The organism is Mesonia maritima, assembly GCF_042433895.1.
In the GTDB taxonomy this organism is placed as follows: Bacteria; Bacteroidota; Bacteroidia; order Flavobacteriales; family Flavobacteriaceae; genus Mesonia; species Mesonia maritima.
In genome coordinates, this window is record NZ_JBHLUA010000008.1 from 25,982 (window position 1) to 39,823 (window position 13,842).

Genomic DNA, 13,842 nt, shown 5'->3' on the forward strand with positions numbered 1-13,842 from the left:
CTTATTGTTTAGTCTTCTTGCTAAAATTACAAAGTCTCGCTAGAGATAAAAAGTTTATTAAGATAAATTTGTAAGGAATGCCATCGTGTCAACATTATCTGCATAATCTGTTAATTTTGGCATTTGTGTTTTCCCGAAGGAAATATGATTTTCTTTTGAAGAAACTACACATTGTAGATCCTCAGTATGTTCAGTTAAATAATTTTTAAGCTGTTCTTCATTTTTATAATATTCATAAAATAAACAACCGATAGGAGAAGCAAAATTTTGATCTTCTTTTAAAATCAAAAAATTGTTATCGAATAATTTTTGATTGCTCATTAAATAAACCGCTTTATTATAATCGTAATTATTTACGTATTTATGCTGATTTATGATCGGGTTCCAATCATAAATTGCTTCAAAAAAAGTTTTAAAGTCATAATTTTCAGGAACCAATAATTTGGAAACATTTCGGCATCCTAAACCGTAATATCTAAAAATATCTTCTCCTAATTTATGTAATTCTTCAGAAGTTTCTTTTCCGGTTAATATAGCTACAGAATTTCTATTTTTTCTGATAATATGTGGTTTTTTACTGAAATAATATTCAAAGTAACGCGCAGTATTATTGCTTCCTGTAGCAATTACGGCATCAAAATCTTTAAGTTGTTCTTTAGCTATTTCAACAGAATCGTTAAAATCTTCAGCATAAAACTTTAGCAATTCTAGTAAAGCCGGTAAAAGTAATTTATCATTAGAAGATTGCTTAATTAAGGTTTTATTTCCCGAAAGTTGAACGCATAAAAAATCGTGAAAACCAACCAGCGGAATATTTCCCGCCATAATTATAGCTACTGTTTTCGGGTCTTTATCTGAAAACGAATAGCTTTTTAACCAATTTTCCAGCTTTTCTTTTTTGAGCGCGTTAGCCCACTGTTCTAACGAGAAATAAATATTTTCTTTGGTGAACCAGCCATTATAATGAATAGAATCTTCCACCGCTTTTTGAAGCTGAACGGCGTAAGGTTTCAATTTTTCTTCAACTTCTAATTCGGTGTCTTTTTGCTGAATAAATTTATTTAAAAAATCGCCCAATTTCACAAAGGCTTCTTTACGTGTTTCTATACTCATATTATTTGGTTATGAACCCGAATGGCTTTATTTTTGTGCAAAGTTACACAATCTAAAACGAAAAAAATGGCTATTATAATAACTGATGAATGCATTAATTGTGGCGCTTGCGAACCAGAATGCCCAAATACGGCAATCTATGAAGGCGCAGACGATTGGCGTTATGCAGATGGAACTGATTTAGAAGGAGATGTAGTTTTACCGAGTGGGAAAGAAGCGAATGCTGAAGAAGCTCAAGAACCAATAAGTGACGAGTTCTACTATATTGTACCCGATAAATGTACTGAATGTAAAGGTTTTCATGACGAACCACAATGTGCGGCAGTTTGCCCGGTAGATTGTTGCGTTCCCGATGATGACCACGTAGAAAGTGAAGAAAAATTATTAGCGAAACAATCGTTTATGCATCACGATGAATAATTAGATTTAATTCTATAAAAAAAGCTTCCGAATTTTGGAAGCTTTTTTGTTTTTAAAGTTATGTTGAATTTTATTTCTCTACTTTATATTTTTTTAGAACAACAGCATCGGTTTTGGAGTCGTAGGTTTCTACAATAAAATTTCCGTCTTCATCAAAATATCCAAAAGAATCTCCATTTTGCTTAGAGGTTAAAATGTAAAAATCACGATCGGGCATTTTTCTTATTTTACCGTGAAGTTGTTTTTTTCCATTCACCATTTTAGACATTACATAACCGTTTTTATCAGGCTGTATTGCATATTCATTTTCATCTACCATAAAAGTAGTAGACTCAGAAATTTGTGCTTTTCTAGTTACATTCTGGTTCGTTTTGTTGTTATTTTCAACATTTAATTCCTCTTTTCTAACCCGTGTTTTTTGTTCTACAGAAACATCTTCTCCTTTAGAACTTTTTACCGTGGTTTTTTTGGTGACTGTTTCTTTTACAGTGTCTTCATTTTGGGCCATCCCGTAGCTAAAAATAAAGAATGAAAAAAGTAAAATGCTAATACGTTTCATAAGTTGATTAATTTTAAAGTTCAACTCTAAATTTACAATTTAAAGCTGTTAAGAAATAGTAACACAATCCTAATATTTCTATAATTCTTTTAAAAATCTGTAAAGTTGAATAGTTGATAGAATTAAATCATTCTGTATCTTTGCAGCTTCAAAAAATTATCAGAATGAAAGCAGGTATTGTAGGGTTACCAAATGTTGGAAAATCAACTTTATTCAATTGTTTGTCAAACGCAAAAGCACAAAGTGCAAATTTTCCTTTTTGTACTATCGAGCCGAATGTTGGAGTGGTAAATGTACCCGATGAGCGATTGAAAAAATTAGAAGAATTGGTAAATCCTGAACGTGTTCTACCAGCAACAGTAGAAATTGTAGATATTGCAGGTTTGGTAAAAGGAGCGAGTAAAGGCGAAGGTTTAGGAAATCAGTTTCTCGGAAACATTCGTGAAACCGATGCAATTTTGCATGTATTGCGCTGTTTTGATAATGATAATGTTGTTCACGTCGATGGATGTGTAGATCCTATTCGCGATAAAGACACGATCGATATGGAATTACAGTTGAAGGATTTAGAAACGGTCGAAAAAAAATTAGACAAAGTAAAACGTGCAGCTAAAACTGGAAATAAAGAAGCTCAAAAAGAACAGGAAGTTTTAACCAAATTAAAAGAAGGTTTAGAACAAGGAAAATCGATAAGAGCGATTGAAATTTCTTCAGAAGACCGCCAAGAATTTGTAAAACCTTTACAATTTATTACTGATAAACCTGTAATGTATGTTTGTAATGTAGATGAAGGTTCTGCAACAAGTGGAAATAAATATGTTGAAAAAGTTCGCGAAGCGGTAAAAGATGAAAATGCTGAAGTTTTAGTACTTGCCGTAGGAATTGAAGCCGACATTGCAGAATTAGAAGATTACGATGAGCGTCAAGTTTTCTTAGAAGATATAGGTTTAACTGAACCAGGTTCTGCAAAACTTATTCGATCGGCCTATAAATTATTAAATCAGCAAACTTATTTTACCGCTGGAGAAAAGGAAGTACGGGCTTGGACAATTCCGGTTGGCGCTACTGCTCCGCAAGCTGCAGGCGTTATTCATACCGATTTTGAAAAAGGATTTATTCGTGCAGAAGTAATTAAATATGATGACTACGTTTCTTACGGAAGTGAATCAAAAGTAAGAGATGCAGGAAAATTAGGCGTAGAAGGAAAAGAATATATTGTAAAGGATGGCGATGTAATGCATTTTAGATTTAATGTTTAACTTTTTGTTAACATTTAAAATCCATTTATCTTTAAATTTTATTATTTCATCTAACATATTGAATTTCCTAGGCTTATAACGAATTTAATTTAAATTTTTTCAATCTTTCTGATTGCTTTTAACATGGAATTAAGTATTTTTCATCGTTGAAAATGATTATCACTTTGAAGGGGCTAACACATTTTATTTTAATATTACTACTTACCAATTCTTTGTTTGCTCAGCAAGAAGTATCCCGCGACACGCTACACAAATATTTAGATGAGGCGTACACGTATTTCGATGAAACTAATATTAAAGAGTCGGTTAAAATTGGAAGAAAATTATTAAAATTAGCACATCAAGCTAATGATGATTTATTTATTGCAGAGGCTTACTATTTATTAGCTTTAAACGATGAAACTGCCCGAAATTATACGCAAGCTGAAGAAAAATACATTAAAGCGCTCGAAAAAGTCAAAAAAGTTAAAGATTCTTCTTTTCTAGTTCTCCTGTATAATGGTTTAGGAAATGTTGCTGCTATAAATAAACATAAATATAAAGAGTCTGAAATTTACTACCAAAAGGGTCTCCGAATCAGCAAAAAAATTAATGACCCTTACCGAATAGCAATCATCGCAAATCTTTGTTGGAATTATTTAGACAACGATAAACCTAAAAAAGTAACACCTTATATCGAGGAGCTAAAAGATTATCTTGCTCATCCAAAAGATGATTTTAATAGAAATCATTTTATAGCAAATATTAATCAAGTTTTAGGTAGATATTATAGTCAATTAAAACAATATGATTTATCTAAAGTTTACTTCGATAATTCTATCAAAGTGAGTGAAGAGCACAAAATGTGGACCGAATTAAAAAATGTCTACGAATATAGAAGCGTTTCAAACGAGCAGCAAGGGAGGTATAAAGAAGCTATTAATGATTTACGAAAGTACATTGAATATAAAGATGTCTATTTAAATGAGCACAATCTCGAACAACTTAAAAAAGAAGAAGCTCGTTTAGATTTACAAGAATATCAACGAGAATTAAAAACCGTTGAAAGAGAGCGGAAGCTCTTAACCTCAGTAGCAGAAACAAAAAACAAATTACTTTGGGTATATGGAATTATTTTCTTAATTCTTTTAACATTTTTCGTGCTTTTTTTCAGACAATATCAGGCGAAAAAGCGTTTTATAAATAAACTTAATATTAAAAACGAAGAACTTCAAGAGGCTAAAAAAGAAGCAGAAATAGCGGCCGAAATTAAGAAACAATTTATTTCTAATATTAGTCATGAAATAAGAACACCACTTCATGGCGTCGTAGGAATCACCTCATTATTGTTAGCGCAACCCGAAATTTCAGAAGACAATAAGCAACTTTTAACTTCCTTAAAATTTTCTGGAGATTACTTATTAAGCTTAATAAATAATGTGTTGTTGATGAGTAAAATAGATAACGATAAGATTAAAGTTCAACCTAAACTCATCAACATTGAAACGCTCACAACCAATATTTTATATTCTGTTCAATTCCAAGCAGAAAAAAATCATTCGAACGTAATTATTGATGTTGCTGAAGATGTACCGCCGCAAATTATTGCTGACGATAGTATTCTTTTTGAAATCCTTATTAATTTAATTGAAAACGGAATAAAATTCTGTAAAAATGGAAAAGTAACGTTAAAGATCGAAAAACTTCAGCAAGAAAGCGAAGCCATTTCCTTACGTTTTTCCGTGATCGATAACGGAATGGGAATTCCAGAAGATAAAAAAGAAATGGTTTTCGAGAAATTTTCGCAAGTTTCACTCGATAAAAGCATTATGGAGGGAACAGGAATCGGTCTTTCCATTGTAAGAAGTCTATTATTGCTGCTCGATTCAGATATTCATTTAGAAAGTGAAGAAGGAATAGGATCTACTTTCTATTTCGATTTAAAATGTAAACTAGCTGAAGATTCTACTCATGTACTTAACGGTAGTGAATTAGCGCAAGATGTTTACAAAGACAAAAAAATACTTTTAGTTGAGGATAACGAAATTAATAAAATGGTTATCAGAAAGTATTTAGGATCTTATGAATTTGATTTAGAGATAGTTTCCGATGGAGTAGAAGGTTTTTCAGCAATCGAAAAAAATAATTATGATTTAATTCTTCTCGATATTAATATTCCTTCGATGAACGGTTTCGATATTGCTAAAAAAACAAGAGAACGCGGAATTAAAACACCAATCATTGCGGTAACTGCTTCAGAACTAACAGAAGTAGAAAATAATGTAAAGAAAAACGGAATGAACGATGTTTTAATAAAACCGTTTAGCAAAGAAAAACTCCTACAAATCATTCAAACTTACCTTTCTTAAATCTATTGAAAACCTTGTTAATTACTTTCCTTCAGAGAGGTTTCATTTTTTCTTAAATCGTGCTATATTAGCCGTAGATCATCTATAGAATTATGGCAGAAGAAACCAAGTACACAGAAGAAAATATACGCTCGCTCGACTGGAAAGAACACATTAGAATGCGTCCCGGAATGTACATCGGTAAATTGGGAGATGGTTCTAGTGCAGACGATGGTATTTATATCCTCCTGAAAGAAGTACTCGATAATTCCATCGATGAATTCGTAATGGGTTCCGGGAAAACTATTGAAGTATCCATTCAAGGACAACGCGTTATTGTACGTGATTACGGGCGTGGTATTCCCTTAGGAAAAGTAGTAGATGTGGTTTCAAAAATGAATACCGGTGGAAAATATGATACCCAAGCTTTTAAAAAATCTGTTGGTCTTAACGGAGTTGGTACAAAAGCCGTAAATGCGCTTTCTACTTATTTTAGAGTTGAATCGACCCGAGATGGAAAATCTGCCTCTGCTGAATTTGAACAAGGAAATTTAACTGAAGAAGAATTTTTAGAAGAAACCTCCAGAAGAAGAGGAACAAAAGTCACTTTTATTCCTGATGATACCATTTTTAAAAAATATAAATTCAGAAATGAATATATCGAGCGGATGCTCAAAAATTATGTTTACCTAAATCCAGGATTAACTATAGTTTTTAATGGCGAAAAATTTTATTCTGAAGATGGTTTAAAAGATTTATTGGCAGATAACATTCATAAAGATGATATGATGTTTCCCATAATTCACTTACGTGGTGATGATATTGAAGTCGCCATAACCTATAATAAAACTCAATATAGCGAAGAATATCATTCGTTTGTAAACGGGCAACATACCACGCAAGGCGGAACGCATCAATCTGCTTTTCGCGAAGCAATTGTAAAAACAGTTCGTGAATTTTTTGGGAAGAATTACGAATCTAGCGATATCAGAAAATCAATCGTTTCCGCAGTAAGTATAAAAGTAATGGAGCCGGTTTTTGAAAGCCAGACCAAAACAAAATTAGGTTCAACCGATATGGGAGGCGATTATCCAACGGTTCGAACATATATTTTAGATTTCGTAAAACGTCAACTCGATAATTATTTACACCGAAATACCGAAACTGCTGAAAAATTACACCGAAAAATTTTACAAGCAGAACGCGAACGAAAAGATCTTTCCGGAATTCGAAAATTAGCGAAAGAGCGTGCCAAAAAAGCCAGTTTACACAATAAAAAATTACGCGATTGTCGTATTCATTTAGGTGACGTAAAGAAGGAAAGAAACTTAGAAACAACCTTATTCATAACAGAGGGAGATTCTGCCAGCGGAAGTATTACAAAATCTAGAGATGTAAATACACAAGCGGTTTTCAGTTTAAAAGGAAAACCCCTAAATAGTTTCGGTTTAAGTAAAAAAATCGTTTACGAAAATGAAGAATTCAATTTATTGCAAGCTGCTTTAAATATTGAAGATTCTATGGAAGATCTTCGGTACAATAATATTGTAATCGCAACCGATGCCGATGTAGATGGAATGCATATTCGCTTATTGCTCATTACTTTTTTTCTTCAATTTTTTCCTGAATTAATTAAAGAAAATCATTTATATATTTTGCAAACGCCTCTTTTTAGAGTTCGTAATAAAAAGGAAACTATTTACTGTTATTCTGAAGAAGAAAAACGAAACGCAATTCAGAAATTAAAAGGAAAACCAGAAATTACACGCTTTAAAGGTTTAGGTGAAATTTCTCCAGATGAATTTAAGCATTTTATAGGGGAAGATATTCGGTTAGATCCCGTAATGTTAGATAAAAGTACCGGAATAGAGGAGCTGCTAACGTTTTATATGGGAAAAAACACCAGCGATAGACAAGAGTTTATCATCGAAAACCTTCGCGTAGAATTAGACGAAATTGAAACCGCCGAAGCATAATTCAAAAAAAATCAATAAAAACAACGTGGTCATAATTCATGGAGCATAACGATTTAAACCCCGAAGAAGAAAATCAATTTAATCAAGAAGAAAGCCAAGAAGTACTTACCAAAGTTACTGGTATGTATAAAGACTGGTTTCTAGATTATGCCTCTTATGTAATTTTAGAGCGCGCCGTTCCAGCAATTGAAGACGGCTTTAAACCTGTTCATAGAAGAATTATGCATTCTATGAAAGATTTAGATGATGGGCGCTATAATAAAGTAGCCAATATTGTAGGGCACACCATGCAGTATCATCCGCACGGAGACGCTAGTATTGCTGATGCAATGGTGCAAATCGGTCAAAAAGATTTACTGATTGATACGCAGGGAAACTGGGGAAATATTCTTACCGGAGATCGATCTGCAGCACCGCGTTATATTGAAGCTCGACTTTCTAAATTCGCTCTAGACGTGGTTTATAATCCAAAAATCACCGAATGGCAAGCTTCTTACGACGGTCGTAGAAAAGAACCGATAAATTTACCGGTTATGTTTCCGCTGCTGTTGGCGCAAGGAGCCGAAGGAATCGCGGTAGGTTTAAGTACACGGATTTTACCTCATAATTTTATTGAATTAATAGACGCTTCCATAAAACAATTAAAAGGAAAGCGTTTTAAATTATATCCAGATTTTCCTACTGCGGGAATTATGGATATTAGTAATTATAACGATGGTTTACGCGGTGGAAAAGTAAGAATTCGTTCAAAAATAAGTCAGCGTGATAAAAATACCCTGGTAATTACTGAAATTCCTTACGGAACTACAACTTCAACCTTAATCGATTCGGTTATAAAAGCCAACGAAAAAGGCAAAATTAAGATTAAACATATTGAAGATAATACGGCAGAACATGTAGAAATCTTAATTCATTTACCGCCTAGTATTTCGCCAGATAAAACCATCGATGCTCTGTTTGCATTTACCAATTGCGAGGTTTCTATTTCACCGTTAAGTTGCGTAATTATTGATCATAAACCGCATTTTATAAGTGTAACCGAAATTTTAAAACGAAGTACCGACCATACGGTAGAACTTTTAAAAAGCGAACTTGAAATTAAATTAGATGAATTTCAAGAACAGTGGCATTTTGCGTCGTTAGAACGAATTTTTATCGAAAATAGAATTTACCGAGACATTGAAGAAGAGGAAACTTGGGAAGGTGTAATTAAAGCGATAGATGAAGGTTTAAAACCGCATATTACGCATTTAAAACGCGCTGTTACCGAAGAAGATATTACCCGTTTAACTGAAATAAGAATAAAACGAATTTCAAAATTCGATTTAGATAAAGCACAACAAAAAATTGAAGCTTTAGAAGGTGAAATTACACAAGTAAAGCATCATCTCGATAATTTAATTGAATATGCGATCGATTATTTTAAACGTCTAAAGAAAGATTACGGCGAAGGTCGCGAGCGAAAAACAGAATTGCGCTTATTTGAAGATATTGAAGCTACAAAAGTAGTAATTCGAAACACGAAACTTTACGTGAATCGAAAAGAAGGTTTCATTGGTACCGCGCTTAAAAAAGATGAATATGTAACCGATTGTAGCGATATTGATGATGTAATCTGTTTTATGGCAGATGGAACTATGAAGGTCACTAAAGTCGATACCAAAACATTTGTCGGCAAAAATATTATTCACGTTGCTATTTTCAAGAAAAAAGATAAACGCACTATTTATAATTTAATTTACCGCGACGGAAAAGGCGGAAATACGTATATAAAACGTTTTGCGGTAACTTCCATTACGCGCGATCGAGAATATAGCGTCGGGAAAGGCAAACCGGGAACGCAAGTTTTATATTTTTCAGCAAACCCTAACGGAGAAGCAGAAGTGGTAACCGTTTATTTACGACAAGTCGGAAGCATTAAAAAACTAAAATTCGAAGTCAATTTTGCCGATATGAAAATTAAAGGGCGCGGCGTTAAAGGAAATTTAGTGACCAAACATTCCGTGAAACGAATCGATTTAAAAGAAGAAGGGGTTTCTACCCTAAAACCTCGTAAAATTTGGTTCGATGAAGTGGTAAAACGCTTAAATACAGAAGAACGCGGCGAATTATTAGGTGAATTTAAAGGTGAAGATCGTTTGTTACTCATCACGCAAGACGGAATTGCAAAAACTATTATTCCGGAACTTACTACGCGTTTCGATGAAAATTATGTAATCCTTGAAAAGTGGAATCCTAAAAAACCGATTTCTGCCGTTTATTGGGAAGGCGAAAAAGAACGTTATTACGTAAAACGTTTTTTAATTGAAAATGAAGAGAAGGAAGAAAAAATAATTACCGATCATCCAAAGTCGCAATTAGAATTGGTTTCAACCGATTTAATGCCGGTTTTAGAAATTATTTATAAAAAAGCGCGCGGAAAAGATCAGAAACCGAATGAAGAATTAAACCTTGAAGAGTTTATTTCAGTAAAAGGTATTAAAGCGCAAGGAAATCAGTTAACTACAGAAAAAGTAAAACAACTTAATTTACTTGATCCTATTGTGCCTGAAGAGGAAGAAGAAGCAAATGAAACTCCAGAAATAAACGAATTGAATATTGAGGAAAAGAAAGATAATGACGACCAATCACAAACTTCGCTTTTCTTCCAAGAATAAAAATTAATGGCTGGTATTTTTAAAGAATTTAAAGAATTTGCCATCAAAGGCAATATGATGGATATTGCTGTTGGTGTAATTATTGGCGCGGCATTTAACAACGTAATCGATGTGTTGGTAAAAAAAGTAATGCTTCCGCCTTTATCGCTACTTACCAACGGAATTAATTTTCAGAATAAAAAAATAATTTTACGAAAAGCTGTTCTGGAAGGTGAAAAAATAATTACGCCCCAAGTCGCTATAGAATATGGCGAATTAATTACTGTTTTAATTAATTTTCTTATTATGGCTTGGGTGGTTTTTTTAGTAGTAAAAATTGCCAATAAATTACGCAGTAGCGCTCAAGATCCTAAAAACAAAAAGGTTAGTACTCCAAAAGATATTGAATTACTCAGCGAATTGAAAGAAATTATGCGCGAGCAAAATGAACTTATTCGGAATAAGAAAGATTAAAGCTCGGTTTTAGTTTTGGGTTCTATATTTTTATCAGTTTCTTTTGAAGTCTTTTTCTTCAATTTCATATTTAAAAATTCCACTAAGAGCGAAAAAGCGATCGCGAAATAAAGATATCCTTTAGGAATTGCCCCAATTTCTTTATCGAATACCACCGCATCAGCTAAATGGGCGGCTTCGGTTACCAGCATAAAGCCAATTAAAATTAGAAATGATAAAGCTAAAAGTTGCATTGAAGGATTTTCCTGAATAAACTCCCGAATTTTATTGGCAAATGCCATCATAATTAAAATTGAAATAACTACCGCAATAATCATTAATAATAAAGCGTGATCTGGATTTTCGCTAATTCCGTTTGTCATCCCGATTGCGGTTAAAATTGAATCTATCGAGAAAATAAAATCAATTAACATAATTTGGAGCAGCGCATTAGAAAGCGATTTTATCGTTTTATTTTTTAATTCTTTTTCTTCCTCATTCGGCATATCGATTTTCTGGTGAATTTCTGTCGTACTTTTATAAAGTAAAAATAGGCCGCCGGCAAATAGAATAATGGATTGTCCGCTAATTCCAAAGCTTATCCAACTTGTTTCAATATGATAAAACGCCTCTTTTAAGCCTACCAAAAATGAAACTAAAAAAAGCAAAATAATTCGTTGAACCATCGCTAAAATCAATCCCCAATTAGTCGCTTTTTTTCGTTGGACTTCGGGTAATTTATTCGCGGTAATTGAAATGAATACAATATTATCGATCCCGAGAATAATTTCAAGAAAAGTTAAGGTTAACAGCGCAACCCAAGCGTCGGGAGAGGTGAAAATTTCCAGCATTACTTAATTTTTTTAGCGGTGCCTTGTTGTTTTTTTTCTTCTCCAACTACAGAATATTCAAACGTATAGGTGTCACCATCGGTGGTGAGAATTTTCATATGTAGCGGTTTTTCTTCCGCCATATTTTTTGGGTGTAAATTGGTAAGAATATATTCACAATCATTAATCCATCGAATGGCAGAAGTATCTGCTTCATTTTTAAAATAATCAATTTCTATGGAATCATTTCTTACAAAAGTGGTTTTTACCAATTCACCATTTAAATACGATTCGAATTCAAAAGTTCCTGTTTTAAACTTTTCGCAATTGCGTTCTGGAGAATAACAAGAGGCAATTATTAAAAAGCAAAAAAAATAAATTATTTTATTCATACCCGATTAAGAAATCTGTGTTTAATTTTCAAAAGCTTCAAAACTTCCATCGGTATAAAAAATAATTACTTTTTTTATTTCTTTCTTCTCAGAAGTTTGATGAACCAAATTTACGGATTCCTCATCTTCCTTTTTATTTTTTTCTGAAAAATCTAAGGTATTTTCAGTAGAAGTTTTTTCGGGTGGAGAAGGGACTGCATTTTTCGGGAAAGAACCTTTTCCGTTTAATAACCAATACAATTCAACTTCTGGAAAAGCAGAAACTATTTTTAACACAAAATCTAAACTCGGTTTATTTCTTCCCGATAAAATATGTGAAATTGAAGAACGACCCACTTGAATTTTATCGGCAAAAGAAGCCGCGGAAAACTCATAATAATCGATAATTTTTTCAAGCCGTTTTGCAAACGCTTCACTATTCACCATTGTAAACAAATTAAATCTACTGTTCTATTTACAAATGTAAAACATCGCTTTGTAACTACAAAACAAAGTATAGAACTCTTTTTATTATATTAAATTTTAACTTTAGATGTTATAATTTAAATACCTAAAAATAAAATAATTAATTCACAAATAATTTGAAATAGGAAATTATCCAGTTTGATAAGTTTCAACATTAAATAAGTGTTTACAAAAGTAACAAATCTGAAAATTCAAACTGTTTACATTTGTGAAATTAAGATTGTTTACTTTTGTAAACTATGAAAGCAACTGAAATTTTACAATCGTATACTGATATAAAAAACTCGAAATTTAGCAATCGGTATTTATCATATCCTGAAATTGAAGACTACTGTTTAAGCCTTCAAAATGATTCAATTTTTAAGATTCAAGAAATCGGGAAATCGGTTCAGGGAAAAAATATTTATTCAATTACTGTTGGTAACGGACCTACAAAAATTTTGCTTTGGTCGCAAATGCATGGGAACGAATCGACCACTACAAAATCTGTTTTAGACTTATTACAATTCATTTCTAATAAAAAAACTCAAAGTTCACTAACTGATGTTTTGCAAGATTGTACGCTAACTATTATTCCGGTACTTAATCCTGATGGACTCAAAAATTATACGCGCGTAAATGCGAATGAAGTAGATTTAAATCGTGATGCGCTAGATTTATCGCAACCGGAAAGCAGAATTTTACGAAAGGTTTTTACAGAAATTGAACCCGATTTTTGTCTTAATCTTCATGACCAAAGAACGATTTTTAGCGCGGGAAATCGTCAAACTCCTGCTACAGTTTCCTTTTTAGCTCCGGCTTTTAATGAAAGACGCTCGATAAACGAAAATCGTTTAAATGCGATGCGATTAATTGCTGAAATGAATACGCATTTGCAAGAAATAATTCCGCAGCAAGTTGGCCGTTATGACGATGCTTTTAATTTAAACTGCGTTGGCGATTATTTTCAGTATAAAAATGCGACAACTATTTTATTTGAAGCGGGACATTTTAAAGAAGATTACCAGCGAGAGGAAACCCGAAAATTTATTTTTACAGCCCTTTACAAAGCTTTAAAAAGCATCGTGAATAAAACGTACAACAATTATTCTGAAAAGGATTACGACCAGATTCCTGAAAATGAAAAATTATTTTTTGATATAATTATTAGAAATGTTGAAGTAAATAATATAGTAACCGATTTGGCAATTCAATACCAAGAACGATTGGTTAATAATGAACTGAAATTTATTCCGCAGGTAAAAAAAATAGGGGAGTTGCATAATTTTTTCGGACATCGAGAGTTTGAAGGTAAAGGAAAAATAGTAAGAGTAAATTCTTCGGAAGAAATTCAGCTAGGAATTGATATTCAGCAAATCAGTTTAAATAATGAAGATTTTTTTATGAATTTAACAATTTCTTAGTTTCGATTA

The 13,842-nt window shown here is 32.6% G+C and carries 12 protein-coding genes; 7 read left to right on the forward strand and 5 right to left on the reverse strand.

The window, feature by feature from the left end; genetic code table 11:
* Positions 1 to 57 precede the first annotated feature (57 nt).
* Positions 58 to 1,113: an acyl-CoA reductase gene (locus ACFFGL_RS06235; RefSeq protein WP_309730481.1), complete on the reverse strand. Its 1,056-nt coding sequence runs from the start codon at positions 1,111 to 1,113 to the stop codon at positions 58 to 60.
* Between the two features lie 66 nt (positions 1,114 to 1,179).
* Between ACFFGL_RS06235 and ACFFGL_RS06240 the strand changes: the two genes are divergently transcribed.
* Positions 1,180 to 1,533, forward strand: coding sequence for a 4Fe-4S dicluster domain-containing protein (locus ACFFGL_RS06240; protein ID WP_309730478.1), 354 nt, complete (start codon positions 1,180 to 1,182; stop codon positions 1,531 to 1,533).
* 70 nt (positions 1,534 to 1,603) lie between these two features.
* Here ACFFGL_RS06240 and ACFFGL_RS06245 read toward each other — a convergent pair whose 3' ends face one another.
* Positions 1,604 to 2,092, reverse strand: a complete 489-nt coding sequence (locus tag ACFFGL_RS06245; protein ID WP_309730476.1) for a hypothetical protein — start codon at positions 2,090 to 2,092, stop codon at positions 1,604 to 1,606.
* A gap of 164 nt (positions 2,093 to 2,256) precedes the next feature.
* On the opposite strand from ACFFGL_RS06245, the gene ychF reads away from it, so the two are divergent.
* The 5 genes from ychF (at position 2,257) to mscL (ending at position 10,764) form a co-directional block, all read left to right on the forward strand.
* On the forward strand, positions 2,257 to 3,351 hold the full coding sequence (gene ychF / locus ACFFGL_RS06250) for a redox-regulated ATPase YchF (RefSeq protein ID WP_309730473.1): 1,095 nt from the start codon (positions 2,257 to 2,259) through the stop codon (positions 3,349 to 3,351).
* 164 nt (positions 3,352 to 3,515) lie between these two features.
* A complete protein-coding gene (locus ACFFGL_RS06255; protein WP_309730471.1) occupies positions 3,516 to 5,699 on the forward strand; it encodes a tetratricopeptide repeat-containing hybrid sensor histidine kinase/response regulator in 2,184 nt (727 codons plus the stop codon).
* Positions 5,700 to 5,791: 92 nt separating this feature from the next.
* A complete protein-coding gene (locus ACFFGL_RS06260; protein WP_309730468.1) occupies positions 5,792 to 7,654 on the forward strand; it encodes a DNA topoisomerase IV subunit B in 1,863 nt (620 codons plus the stop codon).
* 38 nt (positions 7,655 to 7,692) lie between these two features.
* Complete coding sequence (locus tag ACFFGL_RS06265; RefSeq protein ID WP_309730466.1) at positions 7,693 to 10,311, forward strand: DNA gyrase/topoisomerase IV subunit A; 2,619 nt, start codon at positions 7,693 to 7,695, stop codon at positions 10,309 to 10,311.
* A 6-nt stretch (positions 10,312 to 10,317) separates the two neighbouring features.
* The gene (gene mscL / locus ACFFGL_RS06270; protein WP_309730463.1) at positions 10,318 to 10,764 is read left to right on the forward strand and encodes a large conductance mechanosensitive channel protein MscL; all 447 of its coding nucleotides are present in this window, start codon (positions 10,318 to 10,320) and stop codon (positions 10,762 to 10,764) included.
* Here the strand turns inward: mscL and ACFFGL_RS06275 are convergent.
* The 3 genes from ACFFGL_RS06275 to ACFFGL_RS06285 are packed head-to-tail and all read right to left on the reverse strand — an operon-like array spanning position 10,761 to position 12,391.
* Positions 10,761 to 11,594 (reverse strand): TerC family protein, encoded by an 834-nt coding sequence (locus tag ACFFGL_RS06275; protein ID WP_309730461.1) that lies wholly within the window; start codon positions 11,592 to 11,594, stop codon positions 10,761 to 10,763. The two genes, mscL and ACFFGL_RS06275, sit on opposite strands and share 4 nt — an antisense overlap.
* The gene (locus tag ACFFGL_RS06280; RefSeq protein ID WP_309730460.1) at positions 11,594 to 11,965 is read right to left on the reverse strand and encodes a DNA topoisomerase IV; all 372 of its coding nucleotides are present in this window, start codon (positions 11,963 to 11,965) and stop codon (positions 11,594 to 11,596) included. Before ACFFGL_RS06280 ends, ACFFGL_RS06275 begins: the two co-directional genes overlap by 1 nt.
* A 21-nt stretch (positions 11,966 to 11,986) precedes the next feature.
* Positions 11,987 to 12,391 carry a helix-turn-helix domain-containing protein gene (locus tag ACFFGL_RS06285; protein WP_309730458.1) on the reverse strand — a complete coding sequence of 135 codons (405 nt, stop codon included), beginning with the start codon at positions 12,389 to 12,391 and terminating at the stop codon, positions 11,987 to 11,989.
* 278 nt (positions 12,392 to 12,669) lie between these two features.
* Here ACFFGL_RS06285 and ACFFGL_RS06290 point away from each other — a divergent pair, with 278 nt between their 5' ends.
* The gene (locus ACFFGL_RS06290) at positions 12,670 to 13,833 is read left to right on the forward strand and encodes a M14 family zinc carboxypeptidase (RefSeq protein ID WP_309730457.1); all 1,164 of its coding nucleotides are present in this window, start codon (positions 12,670 to 12,672) and stop codon (positions 13,831 to 13,833) included.
* The last annotated feature ends 9 nt before the right edge of the window (positions 13,834 to 13,842 follow it).

What these genes read in the sequence shown, in the direction of transcription:
- ACFFGL_RS06290 (WP_309730457.1), top strand. Translation starts at nt 12,670, where the DNA reads ATGAAAGCAACTGAAATTTTACAATCGTATACTGATATAAAAAACTCG.
- ACFFGL_RS06285 (WP_309730458.1), bottom strand. Translation starts at nt 12,391, where the DNA reads ATGGTGAATAGTGAAGCGTTTGCAAAACGGCTTGAAAAAATTATCGAT.
- ACFFGL_RS06265 (WP_309730466.1), top strand. Translation starts at nt 7,693, where the DNA reads ATGGAGCATAACGATTTAAACCCCGAAGAAGAAAATCAATTTAATCAA.
- ychF (WP_309730473.1), top strand. Translation starts at nt 2,257, where the DNA reads ATGAAAGCAGGTATTGTAGGGTTACCAAATGTTGGAAAATCAACTTTA.
- ACFFGL_RS06245 (WP_309730476.1), bottom strand. Translation starts at nt 2,092, where the DNA reads ATGAAACGTATTAGCATTTTACTTTTTTCATTCTTTATTTTTAGCTAC.
- mscL (WP_309730463.1), top strand. Translation starts at nt 10,318, where the DNA reads ATGGCTGGTATTTTTAAAGAATTTAAAGAATTTGCCATCAAAGGCAAT.
- ACFFGL_RS06260 (WP_309730468.1), top strand. Translation starts at nt 5,792, where the DNA reads ATGGCAGAAGAAACCAAGTACACAGAAGAAAATATACGCTCGCTCGAC.
- ACFFGL_RS06235 (WP_309730481.1), bottom strand. Translation starts at nt 1,113, where the DNA reads ATGAGTATAGAAACACGTAAAGAAGCCTTTGTGAAATTGGGCGATTTT.
- ACFFGL_RS06275 (WP_309730461.1), bottom strand. Translation starts at nt 11,594, where the DNA reads ATGCTGGAAATTTTCACCTCTCCCGACGCTTGGGTTGCGCTGTTAACC.
- ACFFGL_RS06240 (WP_309730478.1), top strand. Translation starts at nt 1,180, where the DNA reads ATGGCTATTATAATAACTGATGAATGCATTAATTGTGGCGCTTGCGAA.
- ACFFGL_RS06280 (WP_309730460.1), bottom strand. Translation starts at nt 11,965, where the DNA reads ATGAATAAAATAATTTATTTTTTTTGCTTTTTAATAATTGCCTCTTGT.